We start from the raw sequence: 18,788 nt of genomic DNA, 5'->3' as shown, positions 1-18,788 counted from the left end.
CCGCATGCCCAAGCTCGCGCTGCTGACCGCCCACGGCGGGCCGATCGAGCTGGCCGAATTCCCGTTGTGCACCCCGGCGCCCGGAACGGCGGCGCTGCGGCTGCGGATGGCCGGCATCTGCGGATCCGACCTGCACATCTTCCGCGGCGAGCTGCCGTTGCCGTGCCCGTTCGCCATGGGCCACGAAATGGTCGGCGAGATAGCCGAACTCGGCGAGGGCCTGACCACCGACGCGACCGGCAAGCCGCTCGCCGTCGGCGATCGCGTGGTGACACCGTACTTTTGGTTCTGCGGTCAATGTCACGCCTGCGCGCGCGGCCGCTCCTATGCGTGCCAGAACCTGATGGCCGGCGAATACCGGACGCACGACCGGGAGCCGCACTTCGTCGCGGCCTATGGGGAGTACTACTACACCAGCCGGCGGCAACCGCTGTACAAGGTGCCCGAGGACCTGCCCGACGCGGCGGTCGCGCCGCTGAATTGCGCGCTGGCGCAGGTGCTGTTCGCGCTGCGCGACGTGCGACTGGGCGACACGGTCGTCATCCAGGGCGCGGGTGGACTGGGCATCAACGCCGCGGCCGTGGCCCGCACCGCGGGGGCCGCGGAGGTGATCGTCATCGACAAGATCGCCGAACGGCTCGACGTCGCGGCCGATTTCGGCGCCACGCAGTGCATCGACGCGAGCGACCTGTCGACCGCGGAAGTCACCGAACAGGTCCGCGCGCGCACCGACGGCATCGGCGCCGACTGGGTGCTCGAGGTCGTCGGCGTGCCGGGCGTCATTCCCGAGGGAATCGGCTTCCTCAACAACGGCGGAACGCTCCTCGAGGTCGGCAACGTCGGGATGGGACGAACCTTCGAGCTGGATCCGAGCGTCCTGGTCTACGGCAACAAATCCGTGCGCGGCGTCATGTTCTACGAGCCCGTCACACTGGCGATCGGCCTGAGTTTCCTGCAGCACACCGATTTTCCGTTCGACCGGTTGATGCCCGAACCGTTCCACCTGGCCGACGTCAACGCCGCTTTCGCGTCGGCCGATGCCGGGTTGGTGCCGCGGGGTGCGTTGGTGCCGTGACGACGCAAGCCGCCGCCCAGGCCATCGACACCCGCGAGCTGATCGTGGAATCCGCGTACGCCTGCTTCCGTAAGCAGGGGCTGCAGAAGGCCACCATCGTCGACATCGCCAGGACCGCCGGGGTGTCGCGCAGCACCATCTACGAGTACTTCGGCGACAAGGCCGCCATCATCGAAGCCTGTGCCGAACACGCTTCCGAACGGTTCTACCGCGAGATGTCCACAGCCATGGCGCGGGGCGGCTCCCTTGAGGAAAAGCTGAGCCAGGCGGCCGTTTTCGTGACCCAGGCCCGGCGATCCATCGCATCCGAGAAGTACTTCGACGAGGATGCGATCAGTCTGCTGCTGACCAAGGATGCCGCCGTCCTGCTGCGCGAGTGCGTCGACTTCGTCGCGCCCTACCTGTCGGCCGCCAGGCTCACCGGGGAGGTACGCAAGGACCTCGACGTCCAGACCGCCGGCGAATGGTTCGCGCGCATCCTGTTCTCGCTCTTCAGCACGCCGTCCTCGACGCTGGACATGGACGACCCCGAGGCGGTGGCCGAGTTCGTGCGCGCCTACGCGGTACGCGGGTTCGCCGGCGAACGCGCACGGTCCAGGCGCGCCCCCTGAGTCGCCCCGATCGGCCCGCTGCGACCGTTACCATCCTGGGTGTGCGACGCATGCTGGCGCTCACCGCGGTCGTGGTGGCCACGACATCGATGCTGTTGGGCTGCGGCAGATCCGACGAGAAACGGGCGGCGTCGCAGGCGGTCGTGATCGTCTCCGGCGGGGATGCGACGAGCCCGTTCACCACACCCGACCAGGCGTGCTCGACCGGGTTGGCGGCGGGCAACACCGACACCGCGATCCGCGAGTACCTGCTCAAGCAGGGCTACAAGGTGTTCACCTCACCGGCGATGGCCGGCCGCGGGCAGGTGACCGACCAGACCGGTTTCGGCCCGTTCGGGGTGTGCCCGATCACGCTGCCGGAGAACATGACCGTGAACTCCACCGGGAGCATCGACACCGCCGGCGAACACCTGGCGCGGTTCCTGACGTACCTGCACACCGACAAGGGCATCGACGACGTCGACCTGGTCGGCCACTCGATGGGGGGCCTGTACGCGCGCGCGGCGATCCGGGTGCTGACCACGACGAACTCCCCGATCCACGTCCGCTCGCTCACCACGATCGGCACGCCGTGGCAGGGCTCCTACCTGTCGGACTACGCCAACGACGCCCTGCCGCTGACCGACTGCGCGGGCGACCAGTTCTGCGAAAACGCGATGAAGGGCTTCAAAACCGACGTGCTGCGGCTGGTGTCGGGCTCGGGCCGCGAGGTGAATCAGGCCTACCTGATGGGCAAGGACGGGTGGAACCAGTTTCAGGCCGGCGTGCTGGACAAGATCCCGGTGGTGTTGATCGGGGGCAAGAAGTTCACCAAGGCCGGGCAGGTCAACCCCATGGTGTGGCCCAACGACGGCATCGTGGCGTTGCGCAGCGCGCTGGCGGTCGATCTCGCCGATTCCGTGCTGCCGCACCGGCGCTGCTACGCCTTCGACGACACGCACAGCATCTTCGTCTCCAACCAGGCCGGGCTGGACTGGAAGACGGCGCTCACCTGGGATCCGCAGGTCTTCGACGCGCTGCACTCCGCCCTCGAGGGCGCGCCGAAAGCGCTAACAAGTGCCAACCGCGAGGGCTGCCCCGGCTGACTCGAGTATCTCGTCGACGACCGCGCTGCCGGCCTAGTTGTTGGGCGGGGGTTGCGGTTGGAAGGGCTCGTACCACCACCAGTCGGCGCGTTCGCCGGTGGGTCCGGGGCACGGCGGGACGGCGGGCGGGGGGCCGGTGGGTGTGCGCGCGAGCGATCCTGCGCTGAGCGGTCGGCCGCAGCTGTCGGTGACGGTCAGATCGGCTGCGGGTCCGGCGATGGTGATCAGGCCGCGGTGGTGCAGCCGGTGGTGATAAGGGCAGACGAGCACCAGGTTGGCCAACTCGGTGGGGCCGCCGTCTTCCCAGTGCCGGATGTGATGCGCGTGCAGCCCACGCGTAGCGCCACAGCCGGGAACCGCGCACATGCGGTGGCGATACTCCAGCGCGCGGCGAAGCCGCCGGCTGATCGTGCGCGTCGCCCGGCCGGCGCCGATAACCTCGCCGTCACGTTCGAACCAGACCTCACACGTGGCATCACAGGTCAGGTAGCGGCGTTCGGCGTCGGACAGCAGCGGACCCAGGTGCAGCGCCGCGGCGGGCTGCTCAACGTCGAGATGCACGATCACCGTGGTGTGCTGCCCGTGCGGCCGCCGTGCCGCTTCGGCGTCCCATCCGGTCTCGACCAGGCGCAGAAATGCCTCGAGGGTGCCCGGTGGCGGCGGCCTCTGCGCTGAGCCGTGGGCGCTATCGCCGTGATCGTGTTTCCACTCGGTGATCAGCGCCTCCCGATGCGAGGCCAGCGCGGCGTCGAATTTCGCCGCGTCGGGGTGCGGCAGTTGGATCCGCCAACAGGTGAATTTTTCATCCGAGGTCTTGGTGATCGAGGGCTGCGGTGGCGGCCCGCTATCGGGTTCGGGTCGTGGCTCGAGCTTGACCGCGGTGCGCAGCTGGTTGACCGTGGCGACCCTCGCCAACTGCGCGTAGTGCTCATCCGATCCCTCACCCGCGCGCGCCGCGATGACCCCCAGTTGATCCAGCGACAGTCGACCCTCTCGCAGGCCTTGGGCGCAGCGCGGAAACTCCTCGAGTCGGTGCGCGACGGTGGCGATCGTGTGGGCGTTGGCCGAGGACGAACCGAGCTTCCAGGCCACCAACGCCGCGACCGAGCGCGCCCCCGTGGCCCCGCACAGCTCGTCGCGTTCCATCTCGGCGACGATCTCCACGATGCGCCCATCAATGGCGTTGCGCTGACCGGCCAACTCCGCCAACTCCTCGAACAGCACCTCAAGACGCTCGCTGGGACTGATCACCACGGCGCCGGCGGATACGGTCGAAGACATAACCCCATCATCGCAGCGGGGTATGACATCCCGGCCGCGCGTTCAACGCACGGCGGTGACCGTCGTCAGCCACCAAGCCGGACAATCTGATCGGCCCCCGCACGCCCCACCCGCGGCTAAGGCTCAACGCCAGCGCCTCGGGTGTGCATCGTGGGCTTCGAGTGTGCGGCCAGGGCGGGATCGTCGGGGTGGCGCCGCCGTGGCGGCACACGCAAAGCCGTGAGCGCACACTCAGTGACCGCGCTGGGCCAGCGCCCGCAGGAAGAACGTCAGGTTCGCGGGCCGCTCGGCCAGGCGGCGCATGAAATAGCCGTACCACTGGGTGCCGAACGGCACGTAGACGCGGACCCGGTTGCCGGCGTCGGCCAGCCGTCGCTGCTCGCCGTCGCGGATGCCGTACAGCATCTGGTACTCGAAATCGGTTGCGCCCCGGCCTGCTTCGCGGGCCAGCGCGGGCACCGCCTCGATGATCGCCGGGTCGTGGGAAGCCACCATGGGGTAGCCCGAACCGGCCATCAACACCCGCAGGCAACGCAGGTAGGAATCGGTCACCGAGGCCGGGTCGCGATAGGCCACCGCCGCCGGTTCGTCGTAGGCGCCCTTACAGAGCCGGACCCGCGCCCCGGCGGCGGCCAACTCTGCGCAATCGGCCGGCGTGCGCCGCAGGTAGGCCTGCAACGCCACGCCCAGCCATCCGAAGTCGTGCCGCAGATCGCGCACGATCGCCAGCGTGGAGTCCGTCGTCGTGTGGTCTTCGGCGTCCACCGTCACCCACACGCCGGCCCGCTGCGCCGCTGCGCAGATCGCAAAGGCGTTCTCCCGGGCGATCTTCTCCCCGTCGCCACCCAGCGCCTGCCCCAGGGCCGACAGCTTCAGCGACACCTCGAGCGGCCGGCCGGCGGAGCGATCGTCGAACCGCGCCAGGCGGTCGATCAGGTCGAGATACACCGTCACCGCCGCGGTGGCGGCGCCGGCGTCGGTCACGTCTTCGCCGAGGTAGTCGAGGCTGACGCACCGGCCCGAAGCGCGAAGCGCCGCAACGCTGCCCAGCGCGCTGTCGATCGTCTCACCGGGAACGAAGCGGTGCACCACCCGACGGGTGATCGGCAGGCCTTCGGCGGCCCGGCGCAGTCCGGGTCGCCGGCTGGCGGCCATGATGGCCGGGCGCAGCGTGCTGGCGAACACGCCGGTCATCAGTCGGCGCCCATGTGCGGGTACGTGTGGTGGGTCGCCGGGACGAACGTCTCCTTGATGGTGCGGGCCGACGTCCAGCGCAACAGGTTCAGCACCGACCCGGCCTTGTCATTGGTGCCCGAGCCACGCGAGCCCCCGAACGGCTGGCGCCCGACGACCGCGCCGGTGGGTTTGTCGTTGACGTAGAAGTTGCCGGCGGCGAAGCGCAGGCGCTCCTGGGCTGTCAGCACCGCCTCGCGGTCGTCGGCGATCACCGCGCCGGTCAGCGCGTACCGCGAGCCGCCGTCGATCACACCGAGGATTCGCTCGTAATCCTCGTCGGGGTAGACATGTACCGACAGCAGCGGGCCGAAGTACTCAGTGGCGAACGACTCGTCGGCCGGATCGTCGGACAGCAGCACGGTGGGGCGCACGAAATAGCCGACGCTGTCGTCGTATTCGCCGCCCACCGCGATGGTGACGTGGGCGGCGCTCTTCGCCCGCTCGATGGCTTTGACGTTCTTGGCGAACGCCCGCTCGTCGATCAGCGCCCCGCCGTAGTTGGTCAGGTCGGTGACATCGCCGTAGCGCAGCGCGGCGGCCTGCCCCAGGAAGTCGTCGCCCATCCGCCGCCACACCGAGTGCGGGACGAACGCCCGCGACGCCGCCGAGCATTTCTGGCCCTGGTAGTCGAACGCGCCGCGAATCAGCGCGGTGCGCAGCACATCCGGCCGCGCCGACGCGTGCGCCAGCACGAAGTCCTTGCCGCCGGTCTCGCCCACCAGCCGCGGATAGCTGTGGTAGCGGCCGATATTGGCGCCCACCTGCTGCCAGAGGCGCTGGAAGGTGGCCGTGGACCCGGTGAAGTGGATGCCGGCCAGCCGCGGGTCGGCCAGCGCCACGTCGGACACCGCGAACCCGTCGCCGGTGACCAGGTTGATGACGCCGGGCGGCAGTCCCGCGGCCTCCAGCAGCCGCATGGTCAGGTAGGCCGACAGCGTCTGGGTGATCGACGGCTTCCACACCACCGTGTTGCCCATCAGCGCCGGTGCGGTCGGCAGGTTGCCGGCGATGGAGGTGAAGTTGAACGGGGTGATGGCGTAGACGAAGCCGTCGAGCGGGCGGTAGTCACTGCGGTTCCACTCCCCGGGCCCGCTGATCGGCTGCTGCGCCAGGATCTGCCGCGCGAACGCCACGTTGAACCGCCAGAAGTCGATCTGCTCGCAGGGCGAGTCGATCTCGGCCTGGTAGGCGGACTTGGACTGGCCCAGCATCGTCGCGGCGGCGATCCTCTCCCGCCACGGCCCGGCCAGCAGGTCGGCCGCCCGCAGGAACACCGCCGCGCGTTCGTCGAAAGGCATTGCCGCCCAAGCGGGTTTCGCGGCCATGGCGGCGTCGATGGCCGCCGACGCGTCGGCGTGCACCGCATTGGTCAGGGTGCCCAGCGTGGCGGAGTGCCGGTGCGGCTGGACGACGTCGATGCGGTCGCCGTCGCCCATCCCGTGTCTACCGCCGATGACGTGCGGGAGGTCGATCGGCTGAGCGGCCAGCGCGGCCAATTCGGCGCGCAGCCGCTCGCGTTCCGGGGATCGCGGCGCATAGTCATGCACCGGCTCGTTGGCCGGCAGCGGCACCTGGGTTATCGCGTCCATCCTGCCAGGATCCTCGTCGCGGCGACCCACGGAGTTAGCCAATCGGACAGGAGTGAGGCCGCAGGCTAGTACGATCGGACAATGGCCGGTGTGGGGCTGGGCCAGCTGTTGCTTGCGTTGGACGCGACCCTGGTCAGCCTGGTGGAAGCGCCGCGGGGCCTCGATCTCGCGGTGGGTTCGGCGGCGCTGATCGACAGCGACGACGTTCGGCTCGGCCTGGCGGCGGCCGCGGGCTCGGCGGACGTGTTCTTCCTGCTCGGCGTGGGCGACGACGAGGCGTTGCGGTGGATGGGTAAGCAGGCCCGCGAGCGTGTTCCGGTGGCGGTGTTCGCCAAGGAGCCGTCGAGCGCTTTGGTGAGCGCGGCGGTCAAAGCCGGCTCGGCGGTGGTCGCCGTCGAGCCGCGGGCCCGGTGGGAGCGGCTCTACCAGTTGGTCAATCACGTGCTCGAGCACCACGGGGACCGCGCCGGCGAGGCCGAGGATTCGGGCACCGACCTGTTCGGCCTGGCGCAGTCGCTGGCCGACCGCATTCACGGCATGGTCAGCATCGAGAACGCCCAGTCGCACGTGCTGGCGTATTCGGCCTCCAACGACGAAGCCGACGAGCTGCGCCGCCTGTCCATCCTGGGCAGGGCGGGGCCGCCCGAACATCTCGAATGGATCGGCCAGTGGGGCATTTTCGACGCGCTGCGGGCCAGCGATCAGGTGGTGCGCGTGGCCGAGCGTCCCGAACTCGGCCTCCGGCCGCGACTGGCCGTCGGCATCTATCAACCCGACTCGCGGCGAGCGCCGGCGTTCGCCGGCACCATCTGGGTGCAACAGGGCACGTCACCGCTTGCCGAAGACGCCGAACAGATGTTGCGCGGTGCGGCGGTGCTGGCCGCGCGCATCATGGCGCGATTGGCGGCCCGGCCGTCCACGCACGCCCGGCGGGTGCAGCAGTTGCTGGGCCTGGGCGACGGCGAACCCGACGTCGCCGCCGTCGCCCGCGAACTCGGCCTCACCGCCGACGGCGAGGCGGCGCTGATCGGCTGGGACACCGCGGAGACCGCCGGCAACCCGCCCCGCCAGGCCCGATTGGCCGATGTGATGGCGCTGAGCGCCAGCGCCTTTCGGCGCGACGCCCAGGTGGGGACGCGTGGATCGCGGATCTACGTGCTGCTGCCCCAGACACAGCCCCGCTCGGTCGCGTCGTGGGTGCGCGGCACCGTCGCGGCGATGCGGGCCGAGCTGGGGGTGCAGCTGAGAGCCGCCATCGCGGCTCCCGTCGCCGGCCTCGCCGGGATAGCCGCGGCGCGCACCGAGCTGGACCGCGTGCTGGACAGCGCTGCGCGGCATCCCGTTTCGATTCCACAGGTGACGACGCTGGCCGAGGCACGCACCACGGTCCTGCTCGACGAGATCCTCACCCTGGTCGCCCGCGAAGACCGACTGGTCGATCCGCGCATCGTCGAACTGCGCGCCCGGGAGCCGGTGCTGGCCGAGACCCTGCGGGTGTATCTGGACGGCTTCGGCGACGTCGCGGCCGCCGCTCGGTCGCTGCACGTGCACCCCAACACGGTTCGCTACCGCGTGCGGCGCATCGAACGGTTGTTGTCGACGTCACTGGCCGATCCCGAGGTGCGGCTGCTGTTTTCGCTCGGCCTCCGGCTGCCGGGTGGCCTCCCGCGGGAGGCGGTAACCTAACGCGCATGTCGAACTCGTCCGTGGTCGCCCTGGTGCGCGAACGCGCCGGCCTGCAGCCCGACGACGTGGCGTTCCGCTATACCGACTACGAACAGGATTGGGCCGGCGTCACCGAGGCGTTGACGTGGGCACAGCTGTACCGGCGGACGCTGAACGTCGCGCACGAGGTCAGGCGGCACGGCGCCGTGGGAGACCGGGCCGTGATCCTCGCTCCGCAGGGGCTGGCCTACATCGTGGCGTTCCTGGGCGCGATGCAGGCCGGCTTGATCGCGGTGCCGCTGTCGGTGCCCGCGCCCGGCTCGCACGACGAACGGGTGAGCGCCGTCCTGGCGGACACCACGCCCACCGTCGTCCTCACAACGTCCGCGGTGGCGGCAACCGTCACCGACTACCTGCGGCAACCGGGCTCCGCCACCGCCGCCGTCATCGAGGTCGACGCGCTGGATTTGGACGCCGCAGGCGCACCGGGTATCCGGGCCGGCGCCCCCGACACGGCGTACCTGCAGTACACCTCCGGCTCAACGCGGCTGCCCGCCGGGGTGATGATCTCGCACCGCAACCTGCAGGTGAACTTCCGGCAACTGATGTCGGACTATTTCGTCGAGGCCAACGGCGTGCCGCCGCGCGACACGGCCGTGGTGTCGTGGCTGCCCTTCTATCACGACATGGGTCTCGTGCTCGGCGTGATCGCGCCCATCCTCGGCGGCTACCGCGGTGACCTGACGAGCCCGGTCGCCTTCCTGCAGCGCCCCGCGCGGTGGATCCACGCGTTGGCCAACGCCGGACCGGTGATGTCGGCGGCACCCAACTTCGCCTTCGAGCTGGCCACCCGCAGGACGTCGGATGCCGACCTGGACGGCGTCGATCTGGGCAACGTCCTGGGCATCGTCAGCGGGGCCGAGCGCATCCATCCCGCCACCCTGGACCGGTTCTGTAAACGGTTCGCGCCGTACAACTTCCGGGCAGACATGATGCGCCCCTCCTACGGCCTGGCCGAGGCGACCGTCTACGTCGCCAGCCGCACCAAGGGTGGCGTCCCGGAGGTCGCGCACTTCGAACCCGAGCAGCTGTCGGAGGGCACCGCGCAGCGGTGTTCGGCGCAGAACGGCTCGCCGCTGGTGAGCTACGGCATGCCGGCGTCACCGACCGTGCGGATCGTCAACGCGGACACCGCCAGGCAATGCCCGCCGGGAACGGTCGGCGAGATCTGGGTCCACGGCGAGAACGTGGCCGGCGGCTACTGGCGAAAGCCGGAGGAGACCGAGCGGACCTTCGGCGGGATCGTGGCCGACCCGTCACCGGGCACGCCCGCGGGGCCGTGGCTGCGCACCGGCGATCTCGGCTTCGTCTCCGAGGGCGAGATGTTCATCGTGGGCCGGATGAAGGACCTGCTGATCGTCTACGGGCGCAACCACTATCCCGAGGACATCGAGTCGACGGTGCAAGTGATCACCGGCGGCCGGGTCGCGGCGATCTCCGTCCCGGTGGACGAGTCCGAAAAGCTGGTGACCATCATCGAATTGAAGAAGGGCAACGATTCCGACGAGGAAGCGTTGCGCCGGCTTGACGCCGTCAAAAACGATGTCACCGCGGCGATTTCGAGCTCGCACGGACTCAATGTCGCTGATCTGGTCCTGGTCCCGCCGGGGTCCATCCCCACCACGACGAGCGGCAAGATCCGGCGGGCCGCCTGCGTCGAGCAATACCGCCGCCAGCAGTTCGCCCGGTTGGACGCCTGAGCGCCCGGCGCCCCAACCGGTCTGTGAGCCGAACAGCGCGCTGCCACAAGCCCGTTCACACACACCCGGATCGCGACGCTGCGATCGGCTGTGTGCGGAGATGAAGTCCGATCCAACGACGAGCTGAGGAGCGGCGCCCCCTACGATCCCGGGGCGTGCTGGCCCTCCAACCCGCTGGAGACGACATCCGTTTCGTCATGCACGACGTCCGGCCCGGCCGCCTGATCGCTCGGGGTGGTGACGTCCCCCGCTTCCGCGGCCACATCCGATTTGAGCAGCGGCCAGCCCTTGCGCAGGACGTAGTCCAGCCAGGCGCCGGCGAGCTGCGAGGTGAGCACCGCGGCGACGACCAGCGTGGTGTAGAACTTCGAGCTGATGATGCCGGCGTCGAACGCGACGCTGGCCAGCACGATGCCCGGGCCACCGCGAGCGTTGGTGGTGATCCCGAGGTTGACCAAATCCAGGCCCCGAAAGCCGGCGAGCCGTCCGGCGAGCCCCACCGACAGCATCTTCACCACGCAGGTGCCGACGATGAAGATGGCCATCATGGGCAGCGAGACGCCGCGGATGAGGTCCAGTTTCAGCCCGACGATGGCGAAGTAGACCGGGATGAAGAAGGCGAAGGAGACCTTGCTGATGGCGTCCAGGGAATCATCGAAGATCCGGTGGCTTTGGTCCACCAGGGCGAAACCAGCGAGGAACGCGGCGAACACCAGGTTGACGTCGAGCGCGCCGGCCACCGCGCAGTAGGCCAGCAGGACCGCGATGGCGTACCCGGTGGGCGAGTGCTGCGCGAGCACGTTCCAGCGGGACTTGTTCATCCGCTTGATGACGCGCGGGACCACCGTGAGCCCGAGGGCGAAGTAGGCCACCGTCACCAGCAGGTGCAAACCCATCTGCCACGGGTGCAGGTGGGACTTGGCGGCGATCGAGGTCGCGATCGCGAGCGCCAGCCACAACACGATGTCCTCGAGCACGGCGACGCCCAGGATGAGCCGCGCGAACCGCGTGTCCAGAATCTTGAGGTCGGCGAAGATCTTCGACACCACCGGCACCGAGGTGACGGCGACGCCGACCGCGAGAATGATGATGAGCGAAATGCGGTTGCCGTGCGGACCGGCCAGGCTGGGACGAATCAGGTGCGGACCGAAGACGAGTCCCAGCACGAACGGGATGCCGGTGCCGACGATGACCAGCCAACTCACGGTGCGCCGCTCGCCCTTGCCGAACAGCTGTTGCACCTCGGCGCCGGAGACGAACATCAGCAGCAACAGACCCAGCCAGTAGACGAAGCTCAGGATGTGGTTGTTGTGCCGGGCCGTGCCCATCAGATGTTCGAAGAACGGTAGCCGGCCGAGTAGCGCCGGGCCCAACACGATGCCGGCCAAGATTTCGCCGACCACTTTCGGTTGGCCAAGCTTCATGAATATGTAGCCCAGGCATTGAGCCAGCCCCACCAATAAGAGCAGGACGACGATGACGGCAGTCAATTGCGCGTTCGACACTTATGCACTCCTCATCATTTTGGGGACACGCCGGCCAGCGCGGCCTTGGCCGGTGACCCAACGTCGGTAGAGCAGAAAGGTGAGCGTCAGGACGGTGGTCCCGATTGCCACGGAAATCGGGTATTTGATGTTGGGCGCATGAATCACCAACGGCAGCAGTCCGAGTGCCAGCGCGGGCGGCATGTGCAGGTGCAGCAGGCGAAGCGTGATGATGCCGAACACCATCGCGCATCCGGCGGCGAGCGCGGCGCTGCCCAGCAGGTTGGCGGCGACCAGGCCGGCGCCCGACGTCAGAACGCAGGCCGCGGGCAGGGCCACGGGCCGACGGGCCCAGGGGCATGTCGCGGGGTGGGCGAACATCTCGTAGGCGATGACTATGAGCGGGGGAAACAGAATGAGCCGCAGGCCCGATGCCGACGCGCACCAGGCCATGACCGTCACGAACGCAAAGAATGGCAAAACCCACGTGGTCGCGTTCGGCAGCGATTCGAGGACGTCGTCGGTGTCCGCCGGGGCGACGCGGTGGTCGAAATATTTTCTGCGGCAGTACTTTTGCCACGGCAGCAAGATGGCCACCAGGACAAGCAGGCTCACCGCCACCGAGACGGGATAAAGCCAGCTTTTGACGCCCAGAAACAGCGGCAGGACGCCGGCCGCGATCGCGGGAGCGATATTCGATTTCAGGGCCGCAAGAAGAAGCACGCACGGCGTCACGACGAGCAGGATGGCGAGCACCCCGTAAGGCAATGTGCGGGTCACCACCGTTCCGATCGCCGCCCCCGCGACCGGCGTGATGACGAGCCGCCCCGGCTGGGCCGCCCACTTTCCCATCGGTCGAGTGAGCACGTCATGGGAAAGCGCGGCCAGTCCGGGGAAGAACAGGTAGTGCCAGCCGTGCGCCTGCGCGGCGACCACGATATAGAGCACGGCTACGGCCTCCATGACGAGGCGGTCCCGGAGTACGAGCCCTCGATCGGCCATAGCTGCCAAGCCCTCGTATCGCGTCGCGGGACTCCGCGCTGCGGCGAAGTCCCGCGACATGACGACGTTGTTCTCGAACTGACTCAGTTGCTGCCCGCGAGCCCCTCGCCCGTCTCCAACCAGTGGGCGCACTCGGGGCCCAGCTTCTCCAGCGCGAACCGGTCGAAGCGCTCGACCTGCTCCGGCGTCAACTCGCTGCGGTGATCGCGCTTGAGGCCCTTGTGGAAGAAGGCCTTGGCGCTGGACATGTGCGCGCCACCGAACGGCGCCATCTTCTCCGCCCGCTCGCTCATGTAGTCGAAGGAGCAGTGCTCGACGATGACGTCCATTTGCAGCGACGCGGGATCGATCGAGAAGAATTTCGCGAGCCGCGCGATCTGGCCCGGCAGATCCTTTTTGAGCTCCCCGTAGTGGAGCAGCAGCACATTCGGCTCGTCCTTGAGCCGCCACCACGACTTCATGACGTCGAGCAGGTCACAGCACTGGTAGCCGTTGGTGTCCAGCCAGAGGTCGAAGAACTGCTGCATGTCCTCCGGGATCACCAACGGAGCCGGGTCTCCCGACCACTCGGCGTGGATCTGGTTGATCGTCTCCATAGTCGCCGGGGAGAAGTTGTAGAGGTAGTTGTGGAAGCTGATCCCGAGGTCTTTGCCGTTCCGCCCGACGAACACGTAGCGGGCCTCGGGCCCGATCGGCAAGGCATCCGCGGGCAGATGCGATTTCATCACGCGGCGCATCCCGGCCTCGCGCTGCTCCTTCAGCACCTTGAGCATTCCGGCGTGATCGCCCCAGCTGGAATCCAGCCACGGCGACGTGTCGGAAAGGCCACCCTCCGGCTCCTCACCGTTGTGCAGAATCTGCTGGACGATCCTTTGCGTCCACGTGGTTCCCGCCTTGAACGGGTCGGCGACCACGATGTCTCCCTCGACGAAACCGCCTTGGGCCAGAAAGTCCTCCCAGACCCGGGAGTCCGAGAGGTAGTCCCGCAGAATACGGGTGGGCGCGATCAATTGCTTTTCCACAGCAGAAATGCCTTTCATCAAGAATGGTTCGCAGCAACGAGGCTCACACGCTCTGGGCAGCAACACACCTGATGAGTTGGTCCGGTAGGGGCACGGTGCGATCACCGGCCTTCCCGCCCCACAAGTCCGGCAGGGAGCGTTGCTATCCAGTTGGTCAAACGGGCCACGACTCGTCCTCCGCGGTGGAGGGCGCTCTGACCTCGAGTCTCAGGTCACATGCGGCCATGCGGTCACCCCGCAGGCAGTACGCGCCGAGTTAAACTCGTGATGATCAAAAGTATGGGCCGGTCTGCTGTCAATTTCCTGTGTCGTGGTTGGCATATTGCTGTCTATTCGTGAGCAAACGGCACCTGACGGTCGCCGGCGAGCGTCGCCCCGTTGCCGGTCGGGGCCGGCCCGCTGCCACGCCCGGCAACCGCATCCGGCAACAGGATTCCCCGACCCCCCCGACACCCCCCGCAGACCAGCGCGGACGGGCACCTCATCCGCCGGCCGCCGCGACCGGGTCCGCCGGCAAACCAGATGCCTCGCACACGAAAGCGCCGACCGGCGAGTGGGGTTGTTCCCATCGCCGATCGGCGCCAGCTAACGTCGGATACCTTCGGCCGGTCCCGGGGCTATGCCGTCAGGGCTGCGCTTCCTCGAGGAAGCGACCCATCACATCGGGGCCGGTGGAGTGCATGCTGATTGACAGCTCAAGAAGCCTGTCCTTCGCCTTCTTGGGCAGCAACTCGATGGATTTCGTGGTGGCCGAATCGTACTTGGCCCCTGGAAAGCGCTCGAGCACGACATTCTTCTGCTCTTCGGTCGTATAGATCTCCAGCAGCTTCATGCCGGCGAAAGCTTCCTTCGCCGCATCGGCCATCCCGGCCTGCTGCAGCGCGTCGAGCCGCTCCTCGTTGATCCAGACATTGACCTTGATTTTGTTCTCGCTACCGCTCACGAATCCTCCAATTGCTTCAACGTAAAGACCGGGCGCCTGGTCTTTAAGTACTCCTCGGTCACGAAGGGTGAGCCTGAGCCGTACTTATCGGCGCAATCCATCACCACTTCGAACACCTCGTGCCGCATCACTTTCTGCGTCGGCTTGACCTCGTCGGTCAGGATGCTGCGAATCAGGCTGCCGCTGAAGCTCTGCGATTGGTCGTCGTGACCACACAGCGCCGAGTTGGTGACTTCCAGGCACTCCGGGCAGTACCAGTTCTCCCGCAGGAACACCGGTTTGATGCCCAACTCGCTTCGATGTTGCTTGAGCAGGTTCTGCGCATCGTACGGATCGTAAAAGTCACCGACACCGGCGTGGTCGCGGCCGAACATGTGGTGCGTGCACCCGAGGTTCGTCCGCAGGATGGCGTGGAAGATCGCCTCGCGGGGGCCCGCATAGCGCATGTCCCACAGGGTGAAAGACACCTTGTGCACGTCCTCGCGGAAATAGCCGCTGTTACCCAGCTCGTTCTGGGCCAGCAGGATCGCCTCGTCGATGTAGTCGCCAACCCGCTTCTGGCCGATGATGGCGTTGACCAGCACGCCGGTGTTCAGGTTGTTGACCGGCATGTCCTCGTTCGCCGCGAACCAGGCCTGCTTCATCAGGGCTTCGTGGCCGGTGTGCGGAACGTTCCTGGTCTGATGCGCGACGACGTGCTTCCAGTCCTTGGCCGCCAGCGCTTCCTTGTGCTGCTTGGGGGTGAGCCAGAAGCTCTTGAACGGCTCGTTGAAGACCGGCTCGTTGATGAGCGTGATGTCACCGCCGATGAACCGGTTTTGGTAGGCCAGCGTCTTCTTCACCCCCGGATGGCGCGGGTCGCTGGTGCCGTACGTCTTCTCGGCCATGCGCTCGAGGTCGTACTCGTAGATCTCGGAGATCTCGAAGATGGCCATCGGCGCGTCGAGGTATTCCAGAACGACGCTGTCACCCTCTTTGAGCCCCAGCTTGGCGATGTCGTCGGCGGACATGTCGAAGACGATCGGGATGCTCCACAACGTCCCGTCCGGGAGCTGCATCTTGTCCAGGGTTCCGTCGACTTCGTGGCGGCCCATGAATCCCGTCAACGGGGTGAAAAAGCCATAGGACAGGCTGATCACCTCGTGCGCGGTGGCCTTCGATATCTGGATGCGCGGCATCCCCTTTATCTGAGCGGCCGCGTTCTCGGTGGCCACCCGTTCCACAATCGGTTTCCCGTTGTGTCCCGTGTAGTTCATGTCATGACCTCATTTCCGGATATGTAATCAACAACCGCATCCTCAAACGACCGGCCTCCTCAGCGGTGTCAGCGCGCCGAAACTCGAAGTGCCGCGGCCTTTTTCGTCGTATGCGTCGATGCGTTCAACGGCCTCGGATCTGGTTCTAGACTTCAACCATCCCTTCGCGAGTGTCTTGGCATCGGTCGGCGGCGGGAATCACGCCCGCGTTCTCGAGATGAGAAATCACTTCCTCGGCCAGTGTGTCCGCATCTTTGTTGCCGCCGTCGAGGTGCAATTCCGGCTGCACGGGAGCTTCGTAGGGATCGTCGATTCCGGTGAACCCCTTGATTTCTCCGGCCCTGACCTTCTTGTACAGCCCCTTGGGGTCGCGCTGCTCACAGATCTCGATGGGGGTGTCGACAAAGATCTCCATGAAATCGCCCTCATCGAGGGTGGCGCGGATCGCGTCGCGGTCGCGGCGATACGGGCTGATGAACGCGGTCAACGCGATCATGCCGGCCTCGCAGAACAATTTGGAGACCGCGCCGATGCGGCGGATGTTCTCCTCGCGATCCTCCGCGGAGAATCCGAGACCGAACCGGTTGGCGAACTCGGCCCCGTGACGCTCCTTGAGCGTATCGGGGGCGGCGTTGAGCCCGAAGCGGACGTTATCGCCGTCCAGCAGGTAGCTGCGCACGCCCCGCTGGTACAGCTTCTGCTCAACCAGGTTGGCGACCGTGCTCTTGCCGCTCGCGCTCAGGCCGGTGAACCAGATGACACATCCTTTGTGCCCGTTCAGCTTTTCGCGTTCGGCGCGACTGATCTTGTGTTCGTGCCAGGTGATGTTGTTAGACATTCGAGCTCCTCATACATTTCCCTGTGAATGGAAAGCCGGCGGTTTGAAAACAGTTGAGTAGTCGGCGGATCCGATCGTGGCGGCCGCGCGACGGTTTAGGTCGTGGCCGTCCCCTCCGCAGTCGGTTGCCGCGGCGGCGGCGTCGTCGCCTGCCCGCCGCGCGGCCGCACGTAGCGGGCCCAGACCAGCAGTGCGGCGGCGACATAACACGCCAGGAACGTCCAGAAGGCCGGGGTCTCGGTGCCGGCGCTGACATAGGACTGCCTCAGCACCAGGTCGATGCCCACGCCACCCAGCGCACCGCACGCACCGGCGAAGCCGATGAGCGCACCCGATCTCACGCGGGCCCAGTGGTGCCGCTCCTCGCCGGTCAGGCCGAGCGCACGGCCGCGTTCCTCGAAGACCGAGGGGATCATCTTGTAGACCGCCCCCTTGGCCGCACCGCAGAAGATGAACAGCGCGATGAATCCGGCGATGTAGCCCTCCATCGTCATCGCGGTCACCGGTCCGCCGCGCCCGCGGGTGAAATCGTCGTGGGTGCTGACACCGACCAGGAATCCGCCGGCCACGATCGCGGCGCCGAAGACGGCGAGCACGACGTGGCCGCCGCCGAAGCGGTCGCTCACCTTGCCACCGACGATCCGCGCGAACGAGCCGAGCAGCGGCCCGATGAACGCGACCTCGGCGGCGTGCAGCGCCGCCTGCCCGTGGCTTTGCCCGCCGGCCACGAAATTGTGCTGCAGCACCTGGCCGAAGGCGAACGCGAAGCCGAGGAACGTGCCCGAGGCGCACATGTAGAAGAACGAGATCATCCAGGTGTCGGGCACGGTGAGAATGGACCGCAGGTTTGCCGCCGAAAGACCGGTGCGGTGCGCGGCGATGTTGTCCATGAACAGCGCCGCACCGACGCCGCCGATGGCCAGCAGCACCAGATAGATGGCGCACACCCAGTACGGCGCCTGGTGGCCCGCGGTGGCGAGCACCAGTAGCCCGACCACCTGGATGCCCGCCGAGCCCAGGTTGGCCATCCCGCCGATGACGCCCAGGGTCAGGCCCTTGAGCCGGTGCGGGAACAACCCGTCGACCTTGGCCAGTGAGGACGAGTAATTGCCGCCCCCCAGACCGGTCAACGCGGCGCAGACCAGGTATGGCCACAGCGGCAGACCGGGATGGGCCAGGAGCACGATCGCCCCGACGGTGGGAACCAGCAGCACCGCCGCCGAAAACATCGTCCAGTTGCGGCCCCCGAACCAGTTGGCGGCAACCGCATACGGGATGCGCACCAATCCGCCGACCAGGGAGGCGGTGGCACCTATCAGCAACTTGTCGCCGGTCGAAAAGCCGTAGACCGACTGCGGCATGAACAGCACCATGACCGACCACAGGTACCAAATCGAGAATGCGACATGAACGTTGACGACCTGCCAGAACAAGTTCCGGCGAGCGATGGCGCGATTACCGTTGCGCCAGGCCTCCACGTCTTCGGGGTCCCACACCGTGATGCGATGAGAACGCGCCACGCGATATCTACCTTTCTCAGACGATGTTGGCGTGGCCGTTGCGCCGCCCTGACCGCCTACCGGGCCGGGCTCTGTGGGACCCGTCAACAATGCAGTACCCGCCGATCGAACAAGCCGGCCGTGGGCGGGGCCGCCGTCGACGCATACGGTCGCGATCGCGCCGGATCGAGCATGTGCAAACCTCCGCCTCACATACCGCCGCAGCAACGGCCATTCGACTGCCGCATCCATACCGAAACCGCCCACCGTCGGCGGTGACGCGCAGCTACGTCGGGCCTCACCACCACGGTGCGTGGACAACTGCGGTGCGCCCCATCGGCGACGCCCCTTGACCACATTGCCTGCCAGTCAAGCCGGATTCTCGCCCATGAGCAAGTTAAGATGGTCAACTTACAGGAGATTTCCAGAAAGCTTTGCCGCC

At 67.3% G+C, this 18,788-nt stretch carries 15 protein-coding genes; 5 read left to right on the top strand and 10 right to left on the bottom strand.

Translation table 11 applies throughout. The annotated features are described in order from the left end of the window. The first annotated feature begins 4 nt into the window (after positions 1-4). From U8D42_RS03440 to U8D42_RS03430, 3 genes are read left to right on the top strand one after another with little or no spacing between them, the layout of a single operon-like run. Entirely contained in the window at positions 5-1,075 is a 1,071-nt protein-coding gene (locus U8D42_RS03440; RefSeq protein ID WP_322859225.1) for a zinc-binding dehydrogenase, read from the top strand. Then, positions 1,072-1,686 carry a TetR/AcrR family transcriptional regulator gene (locus U8D42_RS03435; protein WP_322859226.1) on the top strand — a complete coding sequence of 205 codons (615 nt, stop codon included), beginning with the start codon at positions 1,072-1,074 and terminating at the stop codon, positions 1,684-1,686. The genes U8D42_RS03440 and U8D42_RS03435 overlap by 4 nt, the downstream gene beginning before the upstream one ends. Before the next feature lie 50 nt (positions 1,687-1,736). Next, complete coding sequence (locus tag U8D42_RS03430; RefSeq protein WP_322859486.1) at positions 1,737-2,771, top strand: alpha/beta fold hydrolase; 1,035 nt, start codon at positions 1,737-1,739, stop codon at positions 2,769-2,771. A 33-nt stretch (positions 2,772-2,804) separates the two neighbouring features. On the opposite strand, the gene U8D42_RS03425 is transcribed toward U8D42_RS03430, so the two are convergent. The 3 genes from U8D42_RS03425 to pruA form a co-directional block, all read right to left on the bottom strand. Further along, positions 2,805-4,052: an HNH endonuclease signature motif containing protein gene (locus U8D42_RS03425; RefSeq protein ID WP_322859227.1), complete on the bottom strand. Its 1,248-nt coding sequence runs from the start codon at positions 4,050-4,052 to the stop codon at positions 2,805-2,807. 231 nt (positions 4,053-4,283) lie between these two features. Beyond that, the gene (locus U8D42_RS03420) at positions 4,284-5,246 is read right to left on the bottom strand and encodes a proline dehydrogenase family protein (protein WP_322859228.1); all 963 of its coding nucleotides are present in this window, start codon (positions 5,244-5,246) and stop codon (positions 4,284-4,286) included. Then, a complete protein-coding gene (pruA, locus tag U8D42_RS03415) occupies positions 5,246-6,877 on the bottom strand; it encodes an L-glutamate gamma-semialdehyde dehydrogenase (protein ID WP_322859229.1) in 1,632 nt (543 codons plus the stop codon). Before pruA ends, U8D42_RS03420 begins: the two co-directional genes overlap by 1 nt. A gap of 81 nt (positions 6,878-6,958) precedes the next feature. Here pruA and U8D42_RS03410 point away from each other — a divergent pair, with 81 nt between their 5' ends. Next, a complete protein-coding gene (locus U8D42_RS03410; RefSeq protein ID WP_322859230.1) occupies positions 6,959-8,563 on the top strand; it encodes a PucR family transcriptional regulator in 1,605 nt (534 codons plus the stop codon). Between the two features lie 5 nt (positions 8,564-8,568). After that, on the top strand, positions 8,569-10,302 hold the full coding sequence (gene fadD21, locus U8D42_RS03405) for a fatty-acid--AMP ligase FAAL21/FadD21 (RefSeq protein ID WP_322859231.1): 1,734 nt from the start codon (positions 8,569-8,571) through the stop codon (positions 10,300-10,302). A gap of 140 nt (positions 10,303-10,442) precedes the next feature. Here fadD21 and U8D42_RS03400 read toward each other — a convergent pair whose 3' ends face one another. The 7 genes from U8D42_RS03400 to U8D42_RS03370 form a co-directional block, all read right to left on the bottom strand. Then, positions 10,443-11,807, bottom strand: a complete 1,365-nt coding sequence (locus tag U8D42_RS03400) for a cation:proton antiporter (RefSeq protein ID WP_322859232.1) — start codon at positions 11,805-11,807, stop codon at positions 10,443-10,445. Continuing rightward, positions 11,808-12,749, bottom strand: a complete 942-nt coding sequence (locus U8D42_RS03395) for a hypothetical protein (RefSeq protein WP_322859233.1) — start codon at positions 12,747-12,749, stop codon at positions 11,808-11,810. 122 nt (positions 12,750-12,871) lie between these two features. Further along, on the bottom strand, positions 12,872-13,810 hold the full coding sequence (locus U8D42_RS03390; RefSeq protein WP_322859234.1) for a sulfotransferase domain-containing protein: 939 nt from the start codon (positions 13,808-13,810) through the stop codon (positions 12,872-12,874). Between the two features lie 625 nt (positions 13,811-14,435). Beyond that, complete coding sequence (locus U8D42_RS03385) at positions 14,436-14,753, bottom strand: DUF6955 family protein (protein WP_085240366.1); 318 nt, start codon at positions 14,751-14,753, stop codon at positions 14,436-14,438. After that, positions 14,750-16,009: a sulfate adenylyltransferase gene (gene sat, locus U8D42_RS03380; RefSeq protein WP_085240367.1), complete on the bottom strand. Its 1,260-nt coding sequence runs from the start codon at positions 16,007-16,009 to the stop codon at positions 14,750-14,752. The genes U8D42_RS03385 and sat overlap by 4 nt, the downstream gene beginning before the upstream one ends. 145 nt (positions 16,010-16,154) lie before the next feature. Beyond that, on the bottom strand, positions 16,155-16,847 hold the full coding sequence (gene cysC, locus U8D42_RS03375; RefSeq protein ID WP_085240368.1) for an adenylyl-sulfate kinase: 693 nt from the start codon (positions 16,845-16,847) through the stop codon (positions 16,155-16,157). 95 nt (positions 16,848-16,942) lie between these two features. Beyond that, a complete protein-coding gene (locus U8D42_RS03370; RefSeq protein WP_322859235.1) occupies positions 16,943-18,367 on the bottom strand; it encodes a nitrate/nitrite transporter in 1,425 nt (474 codons plus the stop codon). Positions 18,368-18,788: the final 421 nt, after the last annotated feature.

Origin of the sequence: Mycobacterium europaeum (assembly GCF_034555895.2) — a bacterium.
Lineage (GTDB): Bacteria > Actinomycetota > Actinomycetes > Mycobacteriales > Mycobacteriaceae > Mycobacterium > Mycobacterium europaeum.
Note: the sequence above shows the minus strand (reverse complement) of the source record. Positions and strands in the feature narration are given on the sequence as shown.

Bases quoted from the DNA above. Each gene is read 5' to 3' on its own strand.
- U8D42_RS03440 (WP_322859225.1), top strand. From the start codon at position 5: ATGCCCAAGCTCGCGCTGCTGACCGCCCACGGCGGGCCGATCGAGCTG.
- U8D42_RS03430 (WP_322859486.1), top strand. From the start codon at position 1,737: ATGCTGGCGCTCACCGCGGTCGTGGTGGCCACGACATCGATGCTGTTG.
- U8D42_RS03425 (WP_322859227.1), bottom strand. From the start codon at position 4,052: ATGTCTTCGACCGTATCCGCCGGCGCCGTGGTGATCAGTCCCAGCGAG.
- U8D42_RS03420 (WP_322859228.1), bottom strand. From the start codon at position 5,246: ATGACCGGCGTGTTCGCCAGCACGCTGCGCCCGGCCATCATGGCCGCC.
- pruA (WP_322859229.1), bottom strand. From the start codon at position 6,877: ATGGACGCGATAACCCAGGTGCCGCTGCCGGCCAACGAGCCGGTGCAT.
- U8D42_RS03410 (WP_322859230.1), top strand. From the start codon at position 6,959: ATGGCCGGTGTGGGGCTGGGCCAGCTGTTGCTTGCGTTGGACGCGACC.
- fadD21 (WP_322859231.1), top strand. From the start codon at position 8,569: ATGTCGAACTCGTCCGTGGTCGCCCTGGTGCGCGAACGCGCCGGCCTG.
- U8D42_RS03395 (WP_322859233.1), bottom strand. From the start codon at position 12,749: ATGGAGGCCGTAGCCGTGCTCTATATCGTGGTCGCCGCGCAGGCGCAC.
- sat (WP_085240367.1), bottom strand. From the start codon at position 16,009: ATGAACTACACGGGACACAACGGGAAACCGATTGTGGAACGGGTGGCC.
- cysC (WP_085240368.1), bottom strand. From the start codon at position 16,847: ATGTCTAACAACATCACCTGGCACGAACACAAGATCAGTCGCGCCGAA.